20 protein-coding genes are annotated in these 24,265 nt (G+C 48.5%); 8 read left to right on the plus strand and 12 right to left on the minus strand.

Annotation, left to right across the window (positions count from 1 at the left end; genetic code table 11):
• Positions 1-145: 145 nt before the first annotated feature.
• A complete protein-coding gene (aspS, locus tag Pan54_RS01115; RefSeq protein WP_146501662.1) occupies positions 146-1,915 on the plus strand; it encodes an aspartate--tRNA ligase in 1,770 nt (589 codons plus the stop codon).
• Between the two features lie 209 nt (positions 1,916-2,124).
• Positions 2,125-2,484 (plus strand): putative quinol monooxygenase, encoded by a 360-nt coding sequence (locus tag Pan54_RS01120; RefSeq protein WP_146501664.1) that lies wholly within the window; start codon positions 2,125-2,127, stop codon positions 2,482-2,484.
• A 24-nt stretch (positions 2,485-2,508) separates the two neighbouring features.
• On the opposite strand, the gene Pan54_RS01125 is transcribed toward Pan54_RS01120, so the two are convergent.
• From Pan54_RS01125 to Pan54_RS01135, 3 genes are all read right to left on the minus strand, one after another.
• Entirely contained in the window at positions 2,509-2,778 is a 270-nt protein-coding gene (locus Pan54_RS01125) for a type II toxin-antitoxin system RelE family toxin (protein WP_390621937.1), read from the minus strand.
• Positions 2,778-2,993 carry a hypothetical protein gene (locus Pan54_RS01130; protein ID WP_146501667.1) on the minus strand — a complete coding sequence of 72 codons (216 nt, stop codon included), beginning with the start codon at positions 2,991-2,993 and terminating at the stop codon, positions 2,778-2,780. The genes Pan54_RS01125 and Pan54_RS01130 overlap by 1 nt, the downstream gene beginning before the upstream one ends.
• 103 nt (positions 2,994-3,096) lie before the next feature.
• Positions 3,097-3,861, minus strand: a complete 765-nt coding sequence (locus tag Pan54_RS01135) for a dioxygenase family protein (protein WP_146501669.1) — start codon at positions 3,859-3,861, stop codon at positions 3,097-3,099.
• 256 nt (positions 3,862-4,117) lie between these two features.
• Here Pan54_RS01135 and Pan54_RS01140 point away from each other — a divergent pair, with 256 nt between their 5' ends.
• Entirely contained in the window at positions 4,118-4,873 is a 756-nt protein-coding gene (locus Pan54_RS01140; protein WP_146501671.1) for a hypothetical protein, read from the plus strand.
• Positions 4,874-5,002: 129 nt separating this feature from the next.
• On the opposite strand, the gene Pan54_RS01145 is transcribed toward Pan54_RS01140, so the two are convergent.
• The gene (locus Pan54_RS01145; RefSeq protein ID WP_146501673.1) at positions 5,003-6,085 is read right to left on the minus strand and encodes a hypothetical protein; all 1,083 of its coding nucleotides are present in this window, start codon (positions 6,083-6,085) and stop codon (positions 5,003-5,005) included.
• 496 nt (positions 6,086-6,581) lie between these two features.
• Here Pan54_RS01145 and Pan54_RS01150 point away from each other — a divergent pair, with 496 nt between their 5' ends.
• Together Pan54_RS01150 and Pan54_RS01155 are read left to right on the plus strand one after the other, a co-directional pair.
• On the plus strand, positions 6,582-7,538 hold the full coding sequence (locus Pan54_RS01150) for a beta-propeller domain-containing protein (RefSeq protein ID WP_207310013.1): 957 nt from the start codon (positions 6,582-6,584) through the stop codon (positions 7,536-7,538).
• A 431-nt stretch (positions 7,539-7,969) separates the two neighbouring features.
• Positions 7,970-9,604 (plus strand): arylsulfatase, encoded by a 1,635-nt coding sequence (locus Pan54_RS01155; protein ID WP_146501675.1) that lies wholly within the window; start codon positions 7,970-7,972, stop codon positions 9,602-9,604.
• A 7-nt stretch (positions 9,605-9,611) separates the two neighbouring features.
• Here Pan54_RS01155 and Pan54_RS01160 read toward each other — a convergent pair whose 3' ends face one another.
• The 5 genes from Pan54_RS01160 to Pan54_RS01180 form a co-directional block, all read right to left on the minus strand.
• Positions 9,612-9,974 (minus strand): cupin domain-containing protein, encoded by a 363-nt coding sequence (locus Pan54_RS01160; RefSeq protein WP_146506270.1) that lies wholly within the window; start codon positions 9,972-9,974, stop codon positions 9,612-9,614.
• Positions 9,975-9,978: 4 nt separating this feature from the next.
• Positions 9,979-10,755 carry a Swt1 family HEPN domain-containing protein gene (locus Pan54_RS01165; protein WP_146501677.1) on the minus strand — a complete coding sequence of 259 codons (777 nt, stop codon included), beginning with the start codon at positions 10,753-10,755 and terminating at the stop codon, positions 9,979-9,981.
• Positions 10,756-10,793: 38 nt separating this feature from the next.
• Complete coding sequence (locus Pan54_RS01170) at positions 10,794-11,813, minus strand: endonuclease/exonuclease/phosphatase family protein (protein ID WP_146501678.1); 1,020 nt, start codon at positions 11,811-11,813, stop codon at positions 10,794-10,796.
• A gap of 394 nt (positions 11,814-12,207) precedes the next feature.
• Positions 12,208-13,623: a DUF1501 domain-containing protein gene (locus tag Pan54_RS01175; protein WP_146501680.1), complete on the minus strand. Its 1,416-nt coding sequence runs from the start codon at positions 13,621-13,623 to the stop codon at positions 12,208-12,210.
• Between the two features lie 105 nt (positions 13,624-13,728).
• Positions 13,729-16,497, minus strand: a complete 2,769-nt coding sequence (locus Pan54_RS01180) for a PSD1 and planctomycete cytochrome C domain-containing protein (RefSeq protein ID WP_165441509.1) — start codon at positions 16,495-16,497, stop codon at positions 13,729-13,731.
• A gap of 578 nt (positions 16,498-17,075) precedes the next feature.
• On the opposite strand from Pan54_RS01180, the gene Pan54_RS01185 reads away from it, so the two are divergent.
• Positions 17,076-17,264 carry a hypothetical protein gene (locus Pan54_RS01185; RefSeq protein ID WP_146501684.1) on the plus strand — a complete coding sequence of 63 codons (189 nt, stop codon included), beginning with the start codon at positions 17,076-17,078 and terminating at the stop codon, positions 17,262-17,264.
• 105 nt (positions 17,265-17,369) lie between these two features.
• Here Pan54_RS01185 and Pan54_RS01190 read toward each other — a convergent pair whose 3' ends face one another.
• A complete protein-coding gene (locus tag Pan54_RS01190; RefSeq protein WP_146501686.1) occupies positions 17,370-18,110 on the minus strand; it encodes a hypothetical protein in 741 nt (246 codons plus the stop codon).
• Positions 18,111-18,539: 429 nt separating this feature from the next.
• On the opposite strand from Pan54_RS01190, the gene Pan54_RS01195 reads away from it, so the two are divergent.
• Together Pan54_RS01195 and Pan54_RS01200 are read left to right on the plus strand one after the other, a co-directional pair.
• Positions 18,540-19,481 carry a hypothetical protein gene (locus Pan54_RS01195; protein ID WP_146501688.1) on the plus strand — a complete coding sequence of 314 codons (942 nt, stop codon included), beginning with the start codon at positions 18,540-18,542 and terminating at the stop codon, positions 19,479-19,481.
• Between the two features lie 75 nt (positions 19,482-19,556).
• Positions 19,557-20,588, plus strand: a complete 1,032-nt coding sequence (locus Pan54_RS01200) for a polysaccharide deacetylase family protein (protein ID WP_146501690.1) — start codon at positions 19,557-19,559, stop codon at positions 20,586-20,588.
• Positions 20,589-20,754: 166 nt separating this feature from the next.
• Here the strand turns inward: Pan54_RS01200 and Pan54_RS01205 are convergent, their stop codons facing one another.
• Together Pan54_RS01205 and Pan54_RS01210 are read right to left on the minus strand one after the other, a co-directional pair.
• Positions 20,755-22,767 (minus strand): site-2 protease family protein, encoded by a 2,013-nt coding sequence (locus Pan54_RS01205; RefSeq protein WP_165441511.1) that lies wholly within the window; start codon positions 22,765-22,767, stop codon positions 20,755-20,757.
• Complete coding sequence (locus Pan54_RS01210; RefSeq protein ID WP_146501694.1) at positions 22,755-23,903, minus strand: 1-deoxy-D-xylulose-5-phosphate reductoisomerase; 1,149 nt, start codon at positions 23,901-23,903, stop codon at positions 22,755-22,757. Before Pan54_RS01210 ends, Pan54_RS01205 begins: the two co-directional genes overlap by 13 nt.
• Between the last annotated feature and the right edge of the window lie 362 nt (positions 23,904-24,265).

Raw genomic sequence — 24,265 nt, forward strand, 5'->3', positions numbered from 1 at the left:
CCTTCAATCTCCCGGACAGACAACTATAATGCGGCTCAAATTAATCGGATATTAATCCTGTCGGGTACGCTGTGCGTACCACACTCAACAGATTATCAATGGTACGCACAGCGTACTCTACTTGTTGCCCACTGGACCAAAACACGTGTTAAGAACTCATACTTGCGGCGAATTACGGAAATCTCATGTTGGCGAAAGCGTCACGCTGGCCGGTTGGGTCGATAAATACCGCGATCACGCCGGCATCGTCTTCATTGACCTGCGAGACCGATACGGCCGGGCTCAGATCAAATTCAATCTGGAAGATAACAGCAACACTCAGAAAGAAGCCCGTGGCTTGCGGCATGAAGATGTTGTTCAGGTCATCGGGGAGGTCGTGGCTCGTCCGGACGATATGGTCAATCCAAAACTGGCGACCGGAGAAATTGAAATCCGTGTCAATGAGTTGAAAGTGCTCAGCAAGTCCGCGACTCCGCCATTCCTGCTCGATCAGCCGGATCTTCCCAATGAAGAATTGCGGCTTAAGCACCGCGTTGTCGATTTGCGTCGTCCCGAATTGCAGAACGCAATGGTGCTTCGGCACAAGTTCACGAAAATCGTTCGCGATTATTTTGACCGACACGGTTTCCTCGATATCGAAACGCCAATCCTCGGTCGCAGTTCACCGGAAGGGGCTCGCGATTATCTGGTTCCGTCTCGGGTCCACCCGGGTTGTTTCTATGCGTTGCCGCAATCTCCTCAGATTTTCAAACAACTTCTGATGTGTGCCGGTTACGATCGTTACATGCAGATCGCCCGCTGTTTCCGTGATGAAGACCTGCGAGCCGACCGCCAGCCGGAATTTACGCAGATCGATCTCGAAATGGCCTTCGTCGAGCAGAACGATGTGCTTTCTGTTGTCGATGGCATGATTGCTGAAGTCCTCAAAACACTCAAAGGCATCGACTCACCGGTTCCTTTGCCGCGTTACACGCATGCAGAAGTGATGGAACGATTCGGTTCTGATAAGCCCGATATGCGATTCGGTATGGAACTGACCGACCTGAAGGAAATCGCAGCCGATTGCGGATTCGGCGTCTTCAGCAAGACCATTGAAAATGGCGGACGAGTTCGTGGACTGGTCGCGCCCCAAGCTGCTGAAAAGTACAGCCGAAAGAATATCGATGCTTTAACGGCTTTCGTTGGCGATTACGGTGCCAAAGGCCTGGCCTTCTTTAGAGTCAACGAAAGTGGACTCGATTCTCCGATTGCCAAGTTCTTCACCGAAGAACATCAGCAGGCGATCATCGATAAGATGGGCGCTAAGCCTGGCGATTTGATTTTCTGTGTGGCCGATAAAGCCCCCGTCACCTCGGCTGCGCTGGCTGCACTGCGAAATCGACTCGGCAAAGAGCTGGAACTATTCGATCCCAAGGCGTTTTCCTGCCTGTGGGTTGTTGAGTTTCCTCTGCTGCAATTTGATGCAGAGACTGATCGCTGGGTCGCCGAGCATCATCCGTTCTGCTACCCGCATCCCGATGACATCGAATTATTGAAAACAGATCCCGGCAAAGTTCGGGCACAATCGTACGATCTGGTGGTCAATGGTTATGAAGCCGCTTCCGGCAGTATTCGTATTCACGATCCCGCGATTCAGCAGCAGATTTTCGATCTGCTCAACATCAAAGCCGACGAAGCCGAAAGACGATTTGGCTTCCTGCTTGAAGGTTTGCGATACGGTGCACCACCACACGGAGGAATGGCTCTCGGTCTCGACCGCTGGGTGATGCTCCTTTGCGGTTACGACAACATCCGCGACGTAATCGCCTTCCCCAAAACACAAAAAGCAGCCGACATGCTTTCAGGGGCTCCATCGATGGTCGACGAAAAACAAACGAAAGAACTGTATCTCGAATTGAACCTGCCCGAAGAGTAAACCCGAAGGTCAGGCTGTGCCTGACGAGATAGAAGATGGGTTAATCAATTGATGAAATTACAAGCACGAAGCGCAAGCGAGTGAGTCAAACCGATAATTACACACTCGCTTGCGCTTCGTGCTTGTAAAAAATCTCACAATTTCAACTTGTTCACAAGGTCCTACTTGGGAACAAGTGATTGAAGAAAACACAAACAGGAGAGAGTAAAATGAGCAGTTCGGAATTGCATCCACTGGCTGATGAAGTCAGTCAGCATCTGACGGATCCGAGAAAAACGTTCATGATGCTCGTTTATTGCGATGTTCAATCGGGTAAAGAAGACGAATTCAAAACAGCCTTCCATCCAGCACTCAAAGCAACCGTTGAAGAAGCGGGCAACTTCACCTACCGACTCATTCAACAGGCAAACATTCCCACGGCCTTTATCGTCATCGAACACTGGCAGGATCTGCAGTCACTCGATGATCACCTCAAACACCCCTACCTGGAAAAACTCTTGTCCGACCTGGAACCCCTGCTGACAAAGCCTCCCAGAGTCGATGTTTTTCAGGAATATGTCGCGTTATGAGTTTGAAGCTGCTTTTTGGAAAAGTTATCGATTGGAAAGCAACTTGTCATAGTCCGTATGCGTGCCAATCCAAAACCAGATAATTTCGTTGTCATTCATAATGCCCACCGCTCGATAGTCATCGTTTATTCGCACTGAATAAATGGGATTGCTGGCGTGAACTTTCTTGAATCGAAGACTGGGATGCTGAGGATTCTCTCTAAACTTTGAGTAGGCTTTTTTTGCCTGCTGCTGAATCTCTGTTGGTAGTTTTTCTAGATGATTGCGGAATTGCCGAGTCGTTTTGGAATTGATCATTTCTCAAATTCCATCTCCTCCGTCAAACCCTCACTATTCTCAGTGAGGGCGGCTGCCCCCAATTCGGAAAGTCGATCCTGACTTTTCGCAAACAGAGCATCCCATTTTCTTTCAGAATCCAGCTCCTTCATCATCCAGTTCGCAATTTCATCCTGCTCCTCAGGCGGGAGTTTTGAAACTCGATCAAATAGCTGTTCTAACAATTCTGTCATAACAAATTTCCTATCCGTTCATGTATTCATCAACGATCACATTGTGAAAGAAATGATCAGAATTGCAATCGGTTTTTGATGAACCCCATTCAAAAATAGAGGACTACTGACCATTCCCCGGACGTCGCGGCGGTGGTCCTGGTGGGCGGCCAAATTGTCTACCACCGGCACTGCGTTCGGAAGGAGCAATGCCTCCCTGGATTTTGCTGACCGGTTCATCAGATACCGTCTGGCCAATCACGAGATCGAAGTTGGCGTTCAATTCGCCGAATTTTGAATCGGGAATCGGATCGAATGCGGCTAGAATCGTTTCTCTCTCTGCCGGTGCGGAGATGCGACGGAATAGCCCATCACGTTCGTTTTGAGGCTCTCCTTTAATCAGCAATTGAGTTGTCAGAATACGATGACCATTCTGACTGACGGCAAAGTGGATGTGCGGAGTTCGTCCCGGGTAGGCGACTGGCTTGATCGTACGGAAATAATACTGCCCTGTGGAATCAGTCAGAAAGCGTCCGTAACCCTGGAAGTTGCTGTCCCGATTGGCAGCATTGCTTGTGCCTGAATGCAAGTAGGCTCCCTGATTATCGACCTGCCAGATTTCAACAAACGCATTACGAATCGGAGAACCATTCGCGGTGAGCACTTTGCCCGAAAGATGTGTAAGCTCTCCAATGGCAGGCGTGATCGAATTGTTCACGACAATCAAATCGTTATCGGTATCGAGCGGCAGTTTATCGGGATAGAAGGGCCCCTCAGTCATGCGGGAAGTGGGAGTCAGTTGCTCCGCGAATAATCCAGGTGTTGTCCAGAGTGCGGTCGTGGCAACGGCCATCGATTGTAGAAACGCTCGACGTGGCTGAATGATCATGAATCGTTTTCCTTAATTTGAGAAGCTCCTGATTTCTTAAACCACTATAACGGCAAAAAGTGTCGCTCTCAAAAGAAACTTTTCAGGAAGCTGCCGGATACAACGAGTCTATTGTCGCACGTTGAGGACAACAGTGTTGCTTTCTCGAAACAGTCTAGTCCTGGCGATTACTCGTAGACTCTACAAATATAGCGTATTGAACAATTGATTGTGTCTGGCATGTCTGTTGCTCCCTGTTTCGAACATGTCGAATTTCATGAAGACATCTCGTTCACTGTGCCTCTTCGCATTTGCGATACTTTGCGTTACCGCATTTGCTGACGCTCAGGAATCGAGCACGTATGTCAAATTGCATCTGCATGACGGACGTCATCCGGTTGGTAAACTTGTTCCTCAGGAAGATTCCAGCGAATGGATTGTTCTCGAATCGTCCTCGGCTCAACTAGCCATCGTGAGTCGTTTTCACAAAACGAAAGTGCAGACGATTGAAAGAATCGATCCGGTCATTGTGATTGAACCTGAAGAGTTATTACAGCGACCAAATCCGGAATCCGCAAATCGATTCAGAGCGAATGCTTTCCCTGCTGTCAGATCGATTCAATCGATCGCGATTCATGCAGCCGCGAAAAGTTGGGATCGTGATGCCGAAGCCGATGGTGTGAGTGTTCAACTGGTCGCGTTAGATCCTCAGCAGAATCGTTGCCAGTTGCAGGGATCCGTATCGTTTACACTGTATGCAGAACGCTATCACCCCAGGCCCGATGAACAACGTTTCGTCAAAATGGGTGATTGGACGGTTCGACTTTCCCAAGATTTAATCGACCAGCACGGGGATGCTCATATCCAACTCCCCTGGCGAAATCTACGGCCGGATGTTGACAGCGAGTTTCTTTCACACGGTTTTCTGAAAGCCCGACTGAATGTGCCCGGAGTTGGCAGCTTCGAAGCCAGCGATGCCAACGTCCCTCTACGGGAGTTCAGTCAATTTCGAGATGATGCTGAGATTCATTAGGGATCGCAGTATCCCTTTGATTAATAATCACAGTAGTACAAGCACGAAGCGCAAGCGAGTGTGTCCAGGCTTATTTGACTCACTCACTCGCTAGCGCTTCGTGCTTGTAGTTTATCGACTAAAAATTGATTAACGAGCGGCCTGCAATTTCAGTGTAATGGTTCCCTCATTATCCGCGATTTTGCTCCAGTCCTCACGGCAGCGAACATAAAGTTTTCCATCGCACTCGGCTTCAAAAGTTCCATCTGTGCCGAGTTCAAAGGGTTTGGTCAGTTCATAGTCGTTAAAAATCACTCCAATCAAACGTCCATCGCCGGTGTCGTTGCCATCTGCTGTGAATTCCTCTCCATCCTCTTCAAGTGTCCATTCTCCATTCGTCGAGTAGGAATAACGTTCTCCAGCGGTCACTTCCAGTCGGGAAGCCTGCCAGCCATGGTCAGCTTTGATTTTGACGGAAGAGGCTCGGCTTCCTCTGAGTGGTTGAAACTTCGTTCGCCAGTCCCAGCTGCATAAATCGACTCGATAGCCAACATCCATATTTTCGACGAACATCTTGTGCTCAAACTCAATTTCCTTTGCCATTGTGCCATACACGGCAGCGAAGGAAATGCGAGGCTGCTCGGACATCAAAGCCAGACCGAGCGGTTTGAATCGTTGAGAGTAATTCTCGTTGAATCCGAGTAAATGACACAGTGTCCACCGCCAGGCATAATTTTGCCAGGAGTCTCCCGTAAACTGATCTCGATCGACCAGTTCTTGTAGCGGCTTATAAGGGCTCGTTTTCAAATACTTGATAACATACGGATCGCAATGCACGGTTTTGTCATCCGGTCCCGCCCAGTATTTCCCAATCTCAGCCATCCCTTCGCTATACCAGACAGGCCCAGTACTGCCGAAGGCCTGCCCGCAATAAGCATGCACCGCTTCATGTTGAGGGGTGCCTCGATCAGCAATCGCGTACACCACCGCTTTCGCCTGCCAGACCCGACCGAGACTGCGTTTTTGAGTAATGGTCAATCCGCCGCCCGTCGAAACAGACTGCCACGCATTAGCGGGCATCATATCGGGAGACCAGACCGAAAGATCTTTGACGACATACATCTCAATGATGCCGGCATTCTTCTTCCCCCAGTACTTGGAAACCAAATCGAGCATCGTCTCGAGACGCTTAAGCAACTCCTGCGATTCTTCAGCGGAAAGATCACTCCGCATGACGAAGTTTTTCGATCGAGATTCACGAATTTGCGAGGCCCTCTCCTGAGCGAGTATGGTAGATTGATTCAAACAATTCCAAAATATTAATTCACAAATAAGTAATGCGATTAGTTTTGTCCGCATGATATGTCTCCCATTTTTTGATATTTACTGTTGATGAGTTGATCCACTATTGGAGAATATTATTTTTAATTGTCGCTCCAGATGACTCTCAAAATCTCATGAAATTCAGGGTCGAACTCATTGAGCTCGGCTCTTACGAATGGATAGAAATCGTTGCGATAAAAAATAGGCTTCGGTTCCCTCAACAAATGCTCAATTATCCCCATCGAGACAGTTTGTGCAACTTGATAGGAAAATCGGAACTATGAAATCTCTTCGTAAATCGCCGTTCAACTTGCAAAAGGGAACACTTCCTGACAGCCTTATCAAATCGGCAACTGTCATTTCCGCCGCATTCTTACAGGTTGATTCCTAATCAAAGGATACAGTCATGAAGCTCGAAACTTTTTATCGATCGTTCGCAGTCATAGCCGTAACGCTCACATTGTTTCTTCAAGCAGGACCGGCAGTCGCTGAAGAAGTCACTCACAGTTTCCTCGCCTGCGGTCAAAAGACATACATGGTCGATGGTGATGGCAACACCATCTGGACTTATCCGCATTCCACTCGAGATGGCTATGTTCTCCCAAATGGAAATATCGTGCTGACTCTCAGTAAAGGAAAGCAGTATTCCGGAGGTGCTGTGGTCGAAGTCGCAACCGATGGCTCTGAACGTCTGATCTGGAAAGGAACGCAATCCGAGGTCAATAGTGCTCATCCGACGGCGTCGGACACATTTGTAATCACAGAAGCCGGGTCCAAGCCACGTTTACTGGAAGTGGATCGCGCTGGTAATGTTGTTGTCGAGTTCCCACTGGAATGTCAGACCGAAAACTTCCATCTGCAAACCCGCATGGCTCGCAAACTGGACGATGGAACCTATCTGGTTCCTCACCTGCTCGATTTTGCCGTGAAAAATTACGACCGCAACGGCAAAGTGCTCAGTAGTATCGATACAACGGTCAAGAACGATCCCGAACGAAAGATTCACTCCTGGCCTTTCACGGCAATCCGTCACGGTGAAGGACATACGCTCGTCTGTTGCACAAATGGAAATCGTGTGGTCGACTTCAATGCAAAAGGGGAAAACGTATGGCAACTCACCAACGAAGATTTCCCCGGCACCTGGCTGCAGGATCCTTGCGGCGGTCAGGTCCTCCCCAACGGAAATTTTGTGATTACGTCCTACAAAGTAAATCGATCAAAGATCGATTCCCCGAAACTGATCGAAGTCAATCAGGATAAGGAAGTCGTCTGGACCTATCGCAGCGACAGCCCCGTCGGCATCCATCATTTTCAGATTCTGGATACGAATGGATTGAAACTCACTCCACCCGTTCTGAAGTAATCTTCAGTCTCGCTTTGTCCGTAATCCTTATAGAGCACTTTCAATGCGGACTAAAACAGAACGCGAAGACGCGTTGGGTGGCACGACCCTGAGCAAAGCGAAGGGCGTGGCCGTTTGCAATTCCCACGCTCATTAATTCGTACTGAGACATGCCACCCAGGAAGTCGCTGACACAATTCGTATCTTACTGTTACCAAATTTGAGTTGTATTATAAAATCAGGCATTGGCTGCTCGACGCTCGGTTCGCCGTTCGGCGACTGCTCACTGGAGTTTTGCAATAGTTCAGCGACTTTGACAACCAGGGAATTTATTGAGCCTCTTTTGGCGACTCAGTCTTTTTGAGAAATCCTACCGCACTTGCTTTCTCCAATAAGCATACTTTTGTATGTTCGGGTTGAATTTCATACGGACAAGTTATTGGAGGTTATTAATGAATCGTTGGAAACTCTGCTTGACGATTGCAGCTGGAATTCTGTTGGGAGTTCATTCCAAAGAATTCCTGAATGCCGATGAGCGGCCGAATATTGTGATCATTTTGGTTGATGATATGGGTTTTTCGGATGTCGGCTGTTATGGCAGCGAGATTTCGACGCCGAATTTGGATCGGCTGGCTGAGAATGGATTGCGGTTTACTCAGTTTTATAATACGGGGCGATGTTGTCCGACTCGGGCGGCCTTGTTAACGGGACTGTATTCTCATCAGGCCGGCATTGGTCATATGAATCAGGATAAGGGGGACAAACGGCCGGGATATCGCGGGCATCTTCTGAAAAGGTGCGTCACAATTGGGGAAGTGCTTCGGCCGGCAGGATATTTAACGGCTGTCACGGGCAAGTGGCATGTGGGAGCTTCCGATCATAGCTGGTGGCCATTGCAACGAGGGTTTGATCGATTTTATGGAGTTCCTCAAGGGGGCGGATTTTATTTTGCTCCGACGAAGGGACGCGATCTTGTTGCCGGAAACGATATTCAGTTTTCCTTCGGTGACAAAATGCCCGAAGGGTTTTACACGACTGATGCGTTTGCTGAGCAAGGCAATGAATTCGTGAAAGAAGCGGTCAAGCAAGAGAAGCCGTTTTTCTGGTATCTGGCATTCAATGCACCACACTGGCCTTTGCAGGCTGATCAGAAAGATATTGAGAAATATAAAGGGAAGTATCTCGAAGGCTGGGAAGCGACACGGAAGGCTCGTCATCAAAAACAGATTGAATTGGGTCTAATTGATGAGGCGTGGGATTTGACGCCGCAGGATCCTGAGGGGGTGAAGTGGTCTCAGCTGGATCAGTCGAGCCAGGAGAAACAGGATCTGGGAATGGCCTGTTATGCGGCTGTGATGGAGCGAATGGATCATGCAGTCGGAAAGGTTGTCGCATCCCTTGAAGAACAGGGAGTTCTCGACAACACGCTGATACTATTCCTCTCTGACAATGGAGGATGTGCCGAGGGAGGCGATCTCGTCAAGAATTCAGGAACTCCGGAAGCCGCCTGGGGTTCTGCTGATTCTTTCATTCGCTACGGCAAAGCCTGGTCGAATGTTTCGAACACGCCGTTCCGCAAGCATAAGCATTGGAACCATGAAGGGGGAATTGCGAGTCCGCTGATTGCTCATTGGCCGAAGGGGATTCCTCAACATCGTGAGGGGACATTCTGTCGGCAACCTGCACATGTGATTGATCTGATGGCAACTTGTGCTGATCTTGGTCAGGCGAAGTATCCAAAAAACTTCTACGGCAATGAGATTGTGCCATTAGCGGGTAAGAGTCTGAAGCCACTATTGTCAGGCAGAGAGCAGCGGATTCACGAAGTCATTTTCTGGGAGCATGAGGGAAATCGGGCAGTTCGTAAAGGAGACTGGAAACTGGTCGCGAATGGACCGAAAGGAAAGTGGGAACTGTATGACATGCAAAATGATCGGACAGAAATGCACAATTTAGCCGGCGAAAAACCTGCGAAGGTCAAAGAGTTGATTAGTGACTGGGAAGAATGGGCCAAAGAAAGTTATGTGTTGCCGTGGATCTGGAAGCCAGGGTATATGAAAGCCAGGGCTGAGCATGTGAGTCAGTAACATTAATTCAATCGACGAATTCGTCAGCGGGATCGAATTTCGGAAAGACGATGTTCAGAATTTTCATTTCTCCGATCGCTCGGTGACGGACGCCGGGGGGGATCATGATGCACATGCCGGGTTTGAGGGGCGTGAGTTGGCCATCGAGTTCCATCAGGGCATCGTCTTTGCATTCGAGAATGTAATAGGTCTCTGTCAGCGTTTTGTGATAATGCGTTTCTGCATCAGTTGAGATTTCTGTCAGATGGATTGTGCCGGGAAATTCTGCAACATCGGCAAAGGCACGGCGAGCAGTGCCGCAGGGGCAGGGAACTCCGGGCAGGCTGGCCAGATCGACAATGTGAGGCTGATTTGATTCTGAAGTGGACAGTGGACTATTCCTGAGGCGAGGGTTTTTTGCCGCAGTAAGGGCATTCCTGAGTGTAAATGATGCGGAAACACTTGCGGCACTCTCTAGGACCGTAAATGACTGGTTCAAACTGCATTCGCTGATAGATCAGATAGATAAATACGAGCACGACGAAACCAGCAATCAGATAGCCGCTGGAACTCCAGGAGAGAATCATCTGAGCGACAATCGCGATGCAGCAGACAATATAAACTCCGACCGTCCACCATTTGTTGCGGACATTCTGTTTGGTGATTTGTTCCTCATTGATTTTGTCGGAAAATTCGCGACCGAGGAGTTCCTGTTTTGTATCGTAGATTTTGCGGGCGTCCTCATCGCAGCCGATTGCACTGAGTAAGCGTTCGATGCTGTCGAGCACGCGGTAACTGTCGTCAAAATTCAACTGGCGTTGATGGGCCCAGCGATTTCGGAACTCTCGAAGTTCGCTAACGAGCGAGCGTTCGTAATGCCCGAGATGTTGACGAAAAACGGCGTTCCACTGATCCCACATAACCGTCAGAGCCGAATGTGCATCCCAGGTGAAATCGTCCGACTTGCCTCCGGGCGATTCTTCACGAGGTCTGCGGAAACTCGAACGCGCGTTTCGCTTCCATTGGTCGCCGAATGTTGCTCGGAGCTGACTTTCGACATATGGTCCGAGGGCGTTGGTCAGAACATCAAGTGCATCTCGAACGTAATCGCGCTGGAGTTCTGTCTGTGATTCGGCTGCCTGATTGTTTGGTGGAGAGTCCGACACTGTCATCACTTATTTCAATTAAGTCGCAGGCGTTCAGCCCCACGTTATTTGTTATTGGCAAGTTTCAATTGTTGTTGAGTCAGACTGAAATCGACAATCACAGGACGATGGTCGGAAATTGAACACCACGATTGCAGGCAGTGATGAAAACAGACTCCTGAGTTTGACCAGACCTGATCCAACGTCAACAGTGGAAATGGCCAGGGCCATGTTGGTTCGAAACCCGTTCCGACTGCATCGTAAGCGTTGCAGAGTCGGGCATCAAGAGGCTGGAACAAGGGAGAGTCTCGTGGGGTATTAAAATCTCCTGCGACGAGGAGCGGGCCATCGGATGATTCATCGACTAATTCCGTCAGTCGTGCGATTGGTTCTCGACGCGACAACGTCGGACGTCCGTGGATATCGACGAATAATAAATCGAATTTACCTGCAGTCGTTGCGACTTCGACCTGACGATACTGCCCTTGAGGTCTGAGGGCTCCAACCTGCACCTGACCGGCTGTTCCACGCAGTAACAGCACCATTTCTGACCCAAGGAGTGTGACCTCGTGATCAGGAAAATTTTCCTGCCAGAAACGGCGCATCTTTTCTGAAGGCGGCCCCGCTTCAATCAGCATGTAGATATCGGCATAGTGAGACTGCATCTCGTCTACGACATTGTCAAACCCGTTTCGTCCATGACAAACATTCCATAACATCAGCCTCTGTTGAAGGGGTTCCTCGATCGAATTTATTGCCTGATTCTGAATGGGATAAGAGCCTGCGCTTTGGGCAATCACCATTGCCAACAGACACCAGCCCGCGCTGGCTTTGGAGTGACTCAGGAAAAAAGCGGTGATCGCCAGAAATAATGCCAGCAAGAACAACAAAGGCATGGGGGTGGCGTAATGATAAGCCGTCAGCTGATTGAACGAGGTCAGGTCGCGAACAGTCAATCGGAGCAGAACGGCAATGACCCAGGCTGAAGCGAGGATTATATAGGAGGCGACAATCAAACCACGAGGGCGGATTCCCACATCGGTTGAAGCTCGCGATATCGGCGACAATATAGAACGGAATTTCATGGTACCGGTGACGTCTTAGAGTCAGAGAATGTTCTTGTTCGATGCCTGCCTTGTCCGGGCAAAATCGAAATTCCCTGAATGCTACGTTTCGTATCGTAGTCGACGTCCGTTGTCGCTGCGTGAATTTATTACAGCTTATCTGAAAATAGAAATAGCGGAAGGCCGGATTTTCAGCGGCTTTCATATCGCATTCTATTGATCGTATCGTCCCAGGGACTCAGAAACTGAAACAAAAATCCCGAAATGGCACAATTGAGTGCATTTATTCAAATTGATATAGGAGTGCCACTGGCTCTACCAGTGCATTACTACATCGGTGATTGTTTTGACCTGCACTGGCGAAGCCAGTGGCAAATAATCCGAAATCAATAGAGATGACAGATGACACAATTGATTAAGCCAGAACATCCTGAACGACCTGTCCATGTACGTCTGTTAATCGGAAGTCGCGGCCTGAATAACGATAAGTCAGTTTTTCGTGATTGAAGCCGAGCAGGTGCAGTATCGTTGCCTGCAGGTCGTGGACGTGAACCGGATTTTCGACCGCTTTGAAACCGAATTCATCGGTTGCACCATACTTGAATCCGCCTTTAACACCGCCTCCCGCCATCCAGGCGGTGAATCCGTAATGGTTATGGTCACGTCCGTTGACCTTTCCTGCGTTAGAACCGGGTGTTGGCAATTCGACAACAGGTGTTCGTCCGAATTCACCACTGCAGACAATCAATGTGTCATCCAGTAATCCTCGTTGCTTGAGATCCTTAATTAAAGCGGCAATCGGTTGATCGCACTGCTTGGCAAGTCGAGCATGATTCTTTTCGAGATCGTCATGGTTATCCCAAGGTTGTCCCTGTCCATGCCATAATTGCACAAATCGAACACCACGTTCAACCAGCCGTCGAGCCATCAGGCATTGACGGGCATGAGCTCCCTCGCCGTACATTTCCTGAATATGTTTGGGTTCTCGAGTCACATCAAATGCATCGGTCGCTTCCATCTGCATGCGATAGGCCAACTCGAAGGACTGAATCCGCGATTCCAGTTGAGTATCACTGGAGCGAGCGGCAAAGTGATGTTGATTCAATTTCTGAATCAAATTGAGTTGTTCCCGCTGACGCTCGTAAGGCAACTGATTGTTCTGAATATTGGCAATCAGATCTTCTACTTTCTGCTTGTTTGTATCCAGGTGTGTTCCCTGAAAGACTCCCGGCAGAAACGCAGATCGCCAGTTGGCGGATTCTTTAATCGGATACCCCCCCGGACACATCACAACAAAACCTGGCAGGTTCTGGTTCTCGGTTCCCATCCCGTAAGTCACCCAGGAACCCATGCAGGGACGAATCAAATTCGATTCTCCGCAGTTCATCAGCATAAGGGATGGTTCGTGATTTGGAACATTGGCGTGCATCGAATGGATAAACGTCATGTCGTCGACGCATTCACCCAAATGTGGGAAAATCTCACTGACTTCGATGCCGGATTGTCCATGTTTTTTGAACTTGAAAGGCGAAGCCATCACCCCGCCCGTTTTACGCTCGGTGCGGAGGTTCCCCCCTTCAATCGATTTACCTGCCCATTTTTCCAGAGCCGGTTTCGGATCGAACGTATCGACCTGAGAGGCTCCTCCATTCAGGAAAATATGTATGACGTGCTTGGCTTTTCCTGCAAAATGAGGCTGCTTGGGCAACATCGGATTTTTAATATCCGCTGCTCGGGCTTCATCTGCCAGCAAGGTCGCACAGGAAAGAGCCCCAAAGCCCATCCCGCAACGTCGCAGCATTTCGCGTCGTGAATAGATGGTTTCGTACATGACAGTTTTCTTTATATTGAGAGATTGAATTATTTAGAGTCGATTGTTCTGGGGGCTTCGCTACGACCCCAGCCACCCGGTTGACTGACTTCTGTAGGTCATCACTTAATCAACAAACAAAAATTCGTTGGTCAGAATCAACGCCTGGGCCAGTTCTTTTTGACCGGCTTTCTGATCCTTGTGAGTCTTCAGATAGTCCACGCACCAGTTCAACTCCTCTCCGCTCGGCTCGCGCTGTAAAACTCGATGATAAAGTGCGGTCGTGAAAGCGTTTTCCGAATTGTCTGAAGCCAATTCCTTTTGAACGTCCTCAGACAAACGTTGACACAAATCCTGCACAAACGGGGAATTCATTAAATACAACGGCTGCTGCGGAACAACCGTTTCTGTACGTGCAGAGACCGAAACACTTGGCCCGGCGACATCGAAATTCTGCAGCAGTTGGGAAACATTATTGCGATCGATGTATCCATAAATCGCACGGCGGAAGGTCGGCTTGTCTCCTTCGAGTTGTTCGGAGCGACCTTTCAGGCTTTTATCGAGTACACCGACTGTTAAGAGGATGGAATCTCGCATCGACTCGAACGGCAACCGTTTCCGATTCATCCGCCAGACCAAAATGTTTTCCAGATCATTCTGTTTGCCAGCGGCATTGGCCTGACTGGTTTGTCGATATGTTTCCGAACTGACAATCTCTTTGATCAACCATTTGACCGACCAGTTATTTTCCATAAATCGATATGATAAATCATCCAGCAGTTCGGGATGTGACGGAGGAGCGGTTCGTAATCCGAAATCGCTCGTTTCCTGAACCAAAGGCTGACCGATCAATTGCATCCAGATACGATTCACAAATACCCGAGCCGTCAAAGGATTTTTCTTCGAGGAAATATCCTGAGCCAGCTTGAGCCGTCCACTTGATTCGTTACTGAACGGTTCACTGTCGACTGAGCTGAGAACTTTGAGGAAGCGGCGTGGAATCTGATCTCCCCGCATTCCTGGATTTCCCCGTTTGAAAATATACGGTGTGATCGGCTTGTCTTTATCATTCAGAACCATCGCTCGCGGCGGTGAACCTGGCGAAGTCACCATGTGAGCATCGATTTTCTTTTCCAGTGCCCGATGTTTATTTCGTTCATCCCGGTGAAACAATGCCACCGCTTCCGTTCCATCGATATCGACAGGGAATCCGGTTGCTGTCAAATGTTCGCGAATCTGCCTCCAGTTTTCCCGCTGATCTTCCGGAAGTTCTGCTTCGGGCTTGTAAGCTGTTGTGATGAGTTCCGAATACAGTTTGACATAATCGTACATGTGCACGGGACGATTATTGATCAACCTTACTTTTACCAGCGGATTCGGTTCGTACTTACCTTGTTCCATTTGCTGAAGAACATTGCCCAAACGGATTTCAGCATCCTTGTCGAAGTCTTCCGGCTTGAGATTGATCACCCGTCTCCAAGCTCCAAACACAGGATCATTCACATCTCGCTGACGCAGGTAAGCCAGGAATTGGTCGCTGAGTCGCCTGCGAATTTCGTACTTCTCTTTCAATTCATACCGACCTGTCTGATGCTTCAGTTTATCAGCAACTTCCAGAAGATAGTTTTCGATATGAGACTTCGCTTCGCTGGAAATTTCCCCAGCCAACTTATTCTCATAATCGTGAAGATTCTGCTCCAGTTTGGCCAGTTCTTCCTTGTACTTTTTAAAGGCGGCTTCATCGGGTGGATCGCCGATTTGAGGTAACCGTTCCGGTTCTTCACAGCTGGCAAATACACCGTAAAGCGAATAATAATCAGCCTGTTCGAGCGGATCGAATTTATGATCATGACAGCGGGCACAGGCAACCGTCAGGCCCATCAAGCCTCGAACGGTCACATCGATACGGTCATCATAAATTTCCTGCGACTTATTCAGGAAACGGTTGCCAACTGTCAAAAATCCGAGAGCCGCCAACGATTCCTCGCTACGACGCTCCGGCATCAGATCAGCCGCGAGTTGTTCAATAATAAACTGGTCGTAAGGGAGATCGATGTTCAGAGCATCAATCACATAATCGCGATAGGTGTAGGCAAATGGATAACGTCGCTCTTCGGTAAAGACATATCCTTTCGTATCGGCATACCGCGCCAGATCGAGCCAGTGTCGAGCCCATTTCTGTCCGAAGTCCTTCGAGGCCAGATATCGATCAATCGCCTGACTCCAGGCGGCATCACTCGAATTGGTTTCAAACTGCTTAACCTCTTCGTACGAGGGAGGCAAACCGGTCAGATCAAACGCGAGCCGACGGAGTTGCTGACGAGCTTCAGCTCGCGGAGATTGCTCCAGACCAGCCTCTTCGACTTTTTGACCAATAAAGCGATCGATCGGATTAGCAACGCGAATTTTCTCGCTGACACCTGGCAACTTTACTGGTATGATCGGCTGAAAGGCCCAATGCGTTCTTGCACGCTCAAAATAATCGAGTTCTGAAACCTGCGGTGAAGATTCCGGCCAGCGGGCACCCTGCGAAACCCATTGAGTGAGGCTGGCAATTTGCTCGTCTGACATTTTTCCTTCAGGCGGCATCTGAGAATCGTCTTCAGAATAGCGAATCACTTGAATGATACGGCTCTCGTCAGGATTTCCTGCTTCAATGGCAGGTCCACTTTCGCCACCTTTAAGAATGGCAGCATGGCTATCGAGACGCAAATCTGCCCATTGCTTCTTCGTGCCGTGGCATTCATAACAATGCTCGACCAGAATTGGACGAACCTTATTCTCAAAGAAATCCGCCTGTTCTTTTGTGATTGTTTCAGCTGCAAAACCGGTCGATGCATTCGTAACCAGAAGCGCAAAGCACACGAACAGAATTTTGCGGACGCAATTCATCATATTATTATCCGGGTGGGGTTGGATCAGGAGGGAGTTCAACCAGATTAACTTTCTTAACATCATGGCCTACTTATTTATTATATCGTCTTTGAAGTGTCATTCAAAAGCAATTTGATAAAATATCTCGGTAAACATGCCTCATTCAATGTAATCCAACGGTTCTACCGGTGAGAATTGACCAGTCTCTGCCATTTCCTGCAGAAACAGACGAGCCTGATGATAAAGGCCAGTGGTTTTCAAATCCTGCGCAAGCCATACAACGATGAATCGTTAGTCGCACAAAGTTCTCTGAGAATATTCATGAGACTCCTCCAATAATAACCCTGAGTCTTCTGTACTCACTGTGTCAATAATATCTGGAAACTCATCCCCCAAGTCTGGAATGATCTCCCGGCTGGAGCTTTGCAAAACACCACACTAGTTAAGAACTTTATGAGAGTTTGCAAAAATCTTGACGGTCTCGGATTGACGAATGATTCTCGTTTGTCAGGATATGAATTCACAAATCCGACTGCTGATTTGAACTTCATCGACCCGCTCGCGGTCAAAATCAGCATGTAGCCCCATGAGGAGATACGATGAAAATTGCCGATTTCTACAACGAAGTTTCCCGACTTACAGACACCTCCAAAACTCAGATTAACGCCGCAGAAACCAAACGAGTTCTCGCAGTCGCTTTCGATGTGCTTTGCAAAATGGATGCCGATGACTTTGCGGATACGATGAGCAAAGGGATGGCATTGGCTAAAAAGCGAGCCTCCAAGTAGTTCGAGTTAAGCCTGACAATCCAGGAGGACTCTTATTGCAGAGTCCTCTTTTTTATGCGAGATCGCTATTGTTTCTCGAACATACTGAAGCTGGCAGAAAATGCTTTAAAAGAACTCTTTGGCGGTTTTTTGCAGTTCTGGAAACAAGGCAAGCAATCGATCCACGAACGAGCCGACCACTTCTTCATTCTGAATTTCTTTGAGATAGCTTTGTAATAACTCTTTGCTCGCCTGAGAGTGATGCATACAGAAATACATCCAGGCCCAGCTGTCCCGGTAATGTTCGGGACGCATGTCCGTCAGATCCTGCATCTCTTCGAGTTCACGGGTGCGGATCGGTTGACGGAAGCGAAAACGCCATTTCAGATTCGATAACAATTCCTCATTTCGTCCCTTAATTTCAGCAGGCACTTCAAAATACTTGGCGAGGCCTTCATCGACCCAGATTGGCAAGTAGGGCATCGATCCATGGAGCGTTGCATGGGTTGTTTCGTGTCGCAAATCGGTTTCCCAACTCCGGGAGTAAATCACAAATACGTAGAGACGGTCTGGTGCCTTCACAAATAGCGCGGGACGATTGACCGCTTCGGGAATACGGGGGCGAATGTAGTTTCGATAATGATAGGATGATGAGAAAACCATGACATCGATCGTCTCATCATAAACTGTAATCCCCAAATCATATGAAATCTGTTGCTGCAACAGAGGTAAAGACTGAATCGCGGGTAGAATTTTTTCGGTTGCAACCTGTGACTGTACGCGAAAATTCTCATGTGTAAATGTGACTGGCCATTCCTCAGCCAAAGCAGTCTGAGTGTGCACGGATAGCGTAACCGCAACGGCCATAACAACTTGCGTAAATGAGCAGAGCAATTGGTAATTTGAGGTCCGAAGCTTCAAAATCTAAATTCCTCGATGCAATCGGCACATAACGGTCTGAGACCTCACCTGTTTAGTTGTCAAACGCCGTCGCTGTCAATTGCAGTTCATTCGGACAGAGAATTCACCCCGAACGGTTTTCAAACGTCTTCACAATGTCAGAATCGTTACATTCGATAACTTTGACACTTCAATGCGCATTCCATCTCGATCAAATCAATCCTCAGCCGTCTCCTCAAGCTAGATTTGAAGCGTGAACACAACATAATCCATCTTCCTAAAACAACTCACTAGAATGGGAATGGTGTGTTCTGATACGCAGAATCTCATTTCTTCGAGGAATGAAGTTCCTGAAAATCTTACACTTATGAGAGAATGGCTCGGTAGCTAAATAGCATGTCCATCGATGAACTCCAACAACAGCTCGATGAGAAGGATGAACTCGTCACTGCGCTGACACAACAGTTGGAGCAGGCGGCCGAGCAGTTGGATCGAATGCATCGCTCGGGCGGCCGATCTGGACTGCACAATGCTCAAGAGAGTAAGGTCATCAATCCTCTGAATGAACAACTCTCGACCAATCTCAATTATCTGATTGAGCAGTGGGAGGAGTCGCAGATTGCAAGTTGCCTGGAACGAATCGAATCTCAAATCGAGGATCTGAAAAGTTCCGTCTCCAATATCCAGCTACCGGCTGAGCAATCGACGACCAGGAACTGGTCTCCTGAAGACGACGACAACAGACCGACCGGCTTGCAACTCGATGCATTGAAGGATGTTCTCTTTGGTGCCACTCCCGAAATAACTGATGAAGTATTTGATGAATCCTTAAATGAGATTGAAGCGGATGAAGATGTAATCACATCGATCGATCCTCTTCCCCCAACTCCTGCTGCAGTTGATTTTGAGCAAGCGAATCACGAAGAAATGATTTCTGCAATTCAAACTCGAGATGATTACATCGAGAACTGTATTTCGATGTATCGGGACCTGCGACTGAAGTCAGGTTTAATCCAGCCGATCAACTGGGAAGTGATCTCGGAATGCCCTGAAGAACTGGTGGGAAGTCTGCAGGAACTCGAATCGCATTTGCGGGAGCAGGCTCGCCTGAATGAAGTGACTATGTCACTGGAGCGGGCCCGTATTAGCCGTGAATCGACACAGTTGAGGCAGTATCGTGTCCAACTGCAGAAATATGTCAAGAAGCATAATCTCGACCCGACTGAGCTTCCCTCTCTTGGTGTTCAATTGTCCGATGAGTCCGCGAATGAGAAGCGTTCGTCCGTTCCCAATCAAAAATGGCTGAGTTTACTACGGATTAAACATCAATCCGAGTAAGTGAGCAATTCAAATAACAAGACTTACTGAGCGTTCATTGCCACTCACAAGATCAAGCATGAAAAGTCATTTCCTATGCTACTGGTGAATAAACTTGTTCCCATTCCAAAAAAGAAACTCCTCGCCAGTGTGATGAGATCATCGGGAATGAATGCCGTTTTGCACAGACTACCGACCTGGTCTGGTTTGCTTGTCGTCAATTATCATCGGATTGGACAATCTTCCGCTTGCCCTTTTGACCAAAATCTGTTCAGCGCGACTTCTGAAGGACTGGAACTTCAGCTCAAACATTACAAACGTCACGCCGATGTAATACGTATCTCTGATCTGGACGAGGTTTTGAAACGTCGAACGGGGAAATCGGTACTGATTACCTTCGATGATGGTTACCGTGACAATTACGATCTGGCATTTCCAGTACTCAAAGCGGCCGATGTGCCTGCGACGTTTTTTGTGGCGACTGGCTTTGTTGATCAGCCTCGAATTGCCTGGTGGGACGAAATTGCCTGGATGATTCGGCAATCAAAAGTGAACAAGTTGCCGGGCAGTGTCTGGTTTCCAGAAGGGCTTATTATACCTGAACAGGATCGTAGCTCGGCTTTGGGAGCAGCCGTTCGGAAATACTGGACTTTGACAGGGAATCAGACGGAACTGTATCTCAACGATCTCGCAAAGCAGACGCAAGCGGGACGTTGTCCTGTAGAGCTGGCGGACAAAATGTGGATGACCTGGGAAATGATGCACGAGATGTCAAACTCGGGCATGGATTTTGGCGGACATACCGTCGACCATCCGATTCTTGCTCAACAGTCCGGCAAAACGCAGCGGCGTGAGATTTTCGAAAGTCGGGCTCGGTTGATTGAAAAATTGGGAATTGAACCTCAAGCCTTTGCCTACCCTGTCGGACAGGCTCATATGTTCTCAGCCGAAACGAAACATCTTCTCAAAGAGGCAGGTTACAAATATGGATTCAGTTTCTATGGGAACTATGAATCCTGTGTTTCGGTCGACCCCTACGACATCCCCCGCTGCGCGATCGACTTTAACATGCCTCAGGCAATTTTCGATTCCCGTCTGACACTGCCACAGATTTTTGCGAAGAAATAATTGAGCATTTACGACTCAATACATGTACAAATATGGACAGTATCGTAATGTTTCAGTCCAGTAGGGCGCGTCTTGACGCACCTTTCACTGTCACCGAATTTGACGGGTATTGTTTATTCTCGTGCAATAACACTTCGAGAAAGGTGCGTTTAAACGCACCCTACTTTTAAAAGCCGTGCACGAAGACATCCAGGAAGATGACGAGCACCATTAGACTCAGCACGAATGCCATACCAATATAGGTTGCGGCTATCAGAACCCGTTCGCTTGGTTTTTTACGGGTGATGCCTTCGTAAATCAGGAAGATCATATGTCCGCCATCGAGTACAGGAATTGGCAGGAAGTTCAGGACAGCCAGGTTGATACTGAGGAAACCAAGGAACATCGACAACTCGGCGATTCCCTGCTGGGAAACCTGATAGGCGACTTTGGCAATTCCAATCGGTCCGTGCAGTTCTTTAACGGACAAGTTTTGCGTGATCAGATTCCGCAGAGTCAGATAGATATCGAATGCGGAATTCTTTGTGTGAGAGACTCCCATTTGAATCGCTTCACCAAAGCTGTCTGCTTTTTGTGAAACCGAAAGCAGGCTCATCATGATGCCTCGTGTGGGCAGGAACCAGTCCTCGGAGCGAGTCGGGGTAAAGGTGACCGTTTCTGGAGCAGATCCATCTCGGACAATTTTGAGGCGGATATCGCGGGAGTTGGCCACCTGAAGTTGCCAGAACGCATACATCCAGTTGCGATTCGACTCATTCAATTCAATCACTACGGGATCGAGTTTATCCATAATATCCGGCTTTTCAGTCCCCTTGGGAAGAACTAATTCAACCTGCTGAATTTGATCTCCCGCTTTAACTTTCCCATCAGCCGGGCTGCCTTCCTGAACTTTCAGGACAGTTGGAATCATGTGGAATGCGATCCCGATTGACTGCACAGAAAGGGGAGTGTTGGCTGAAGAGGGGCGTTCAATCCAGCCCGGAATATCGAGCGGAGTGATGACCAAATCGTGACTTTTGGCTCCCGAGCCTTTTTCTTCGCGATTGACGACAACCGAAATTTCCTGTCCGTGACGCTCTGCAAAATAGTCAGGCAACGTCAGGGGATTGATATCTTTACCAACATCAAGATCATCAATGCGGACTATTTTATCGCCCGTTTTCAAACCCGCTTTTTCAGCTGGCGAACCAACCTGAACAGCTTCGATCTGGCCGATATCCATCCATAAACCAAGTGTGCGGAAACCCTGTGGTCCCACTGTAATTTCAACATCTGAGCTTTTATTGTTTTCATCGGTCCGTTTGACATTGAATTCCACAGTGTCTCCCCGATGACTAGCCAGATAATTCTGGAGTCCCGCAAATCCATCGAGCTTCTCACCATCGAGAGAAACAATTTCATCCCCAGGTTTGAAAGGAGGAGAGGCTTTATTGGCAGCTGTACCAGCCAGTGTCGCATCGCCGTTGGGGACAAATTCTTTCGGAGCCAGGGCCAGGCCGCGAATGGGTTCGACACCAATTTCTCGGCGGGTTCCATTCATCGTCGGGAAGATGCGAGCTTCGAATTCTCCGCCATCGTAGTGCACACCTTTGACATCCAGATACTCGGATGAACTCAAGGCTGTGGCTCGAATAATGTCGCCAAAGGTGCTGACATCACGACCGTTGATTTCGGTAAGACGATCTCCCTCACGCAAACCGGCTTCCCAAGCTGGTTTGCCTACGAAAACGGTTCCTAACTCAGAGGGGGGAACTTCCACGCCCTGCTGGAAGGCAAAGGCGAAGAACAGCAGGCCAGTGATGATATTCATAATCACACCGGCAGAAATGATCGCCATCCGCTGAGGCACATTCTTTGCAATGTATGATCGAGGATCTTCGGCGACTTCTTCACTGGTCAATTGAGACGGGTCGGCATCGTCCTGGCCGAGCATCTTCACGTAACCACCAAAGGGGATCAGGGAGAGTGCGTATTCCGTCTCACCCCATTTCCAGGAGAGGAGAATCGGGCCGAAGCCAATACTGAAGCGTTCGACATTCACATCGCACCATTTGGCAACGGCGAAATGCCCCAGTTCGTGGAAGAAAATGACCAGTCCGAGGCCAAGTGCCACGATGAGAATATTCTGAATGCTACTCAGACTGACCGCGAGGACGCTGGCAGCGATTAGGGTTGCCACAGAGTTGTCTCCTTGCGCGCCCAATCATCCAGGGCGACTAATTCATCCAAAGTTGGTGATGCGATAAATTCATGCGCTGACAGGACTTCCCGGCAAACGCGCTCGATATCATAAAACGAAAGTTCATTCTGAAGATAGCGCGAAACGGCTATCTCATTGGCGGCATTCAGGACGGAACCCGATGTGCCTCCTAGCTTTGCTACGTCAAATCCTAGCTTAAGCGCAGGGAATGTTGCGAGATCAGGAGGAGAAAAATCAAGTTGCTGATTCGTTTTAAAGTCAAAACGAGGCGCAACTGCTTCCCAGCGTTGAGGATACGACAAAGCATATTGTATTGGTAATCTCATATCTGGAGGAGACAGTTGAGCAATTACTGATCCATCTCGATATTCGACAAACGAATGCACGATCGATTGCGGGTGTACGACAACCTCAATTTGCTCGGCTTGTAAATTAAACAACCAGCGAGCTTCAATGACTTCCAGAGCCTTGTTCATCAGAGTTGCAGAATCAATTGTGATTTTCGGCCCCATATCCCAAGTCGGATGTTTCAGGGCTTGTTCCGGCGTTTTGCTGGCGATTTCCTCGCGTGATAATCCTCGAAACGGCCCACCACTGGATGTCAGCACAATTTTTGCAACATCTCGCTGATTCCCCGCCAGTAATGCCTGAAAAATAGCGGAGTGCTCACTGTCGACGGGAATCAATTCACTTCCAGATTCGCGAGCCAGTTCCATAATAATAGGGCCAGCGACGACGAGCGTCTCCTTATTGGCAATCGCAACCCGTTTGCCCGCTTTGACAGCTGCATAGGAGCTGGCCAGCCCGGCTGCTCCCACAATTGCAGCAACCACTGTGTCGATTTCTTCAAACGCAGCAACTTCGGTCACTGCCTCAGAACCGAATCGGACTTCAGTTTTTGAGGGAAAATCGCTGAGAATCGCTTCGTTTTGAACAGTTTCATCAGCCAATATCGCCACCGCAGGCTGAAACTCATGGCAGATTTTCGCCAGTTCTCGCCAGTTCCGATGAGCGGAAACCGCTCGAATCTGAATCTGATCCGCATGAGCCCGGACGACATCCAGACAACTCGTTCCAATCGAGCCGGTCGCTCCCAGTAAGGCTATCTGATTCATCGAAAGAATTTGAAACTTCACGAACGGTGCGGTGAAAAGAGATCAAATCAATGACTGACATCGATCTGAACGAATACGTTGCGAAGCTTAGTCTGTTCCGATGTTCTTTCACAAGGGAGACTTAGGCCATTTTCAAATGGTTTCTGCAGTCGCATGAGCACCAAATGACCAAAAATCGCCGGATTTGCTCCTGCCATATGCTGCAGAGACTTATTAAGAATGCTCAAGGTAAAAGTGAGGCGAAACCTGATTTCTGGCGAGTTTTACCGATTAAGTTAAGAAATATTGAATCGCCAAGACGCCAAGATACAGAGAGAGTTTTGATTTGATTTGAATATCCAGATACATAATGAGGTCAACGA

Origin of the sequence: Rubinisphaera italica (assembly GCF_007859715.1) — a bacterium.
Taxonomy (GTDB): domain Bacteria; phylum Planctomycetota; class Planctomycetia; order Planctomycetales; family Planctomycetaceae; genus Rubinisphaera; species Rubinisphaera italica.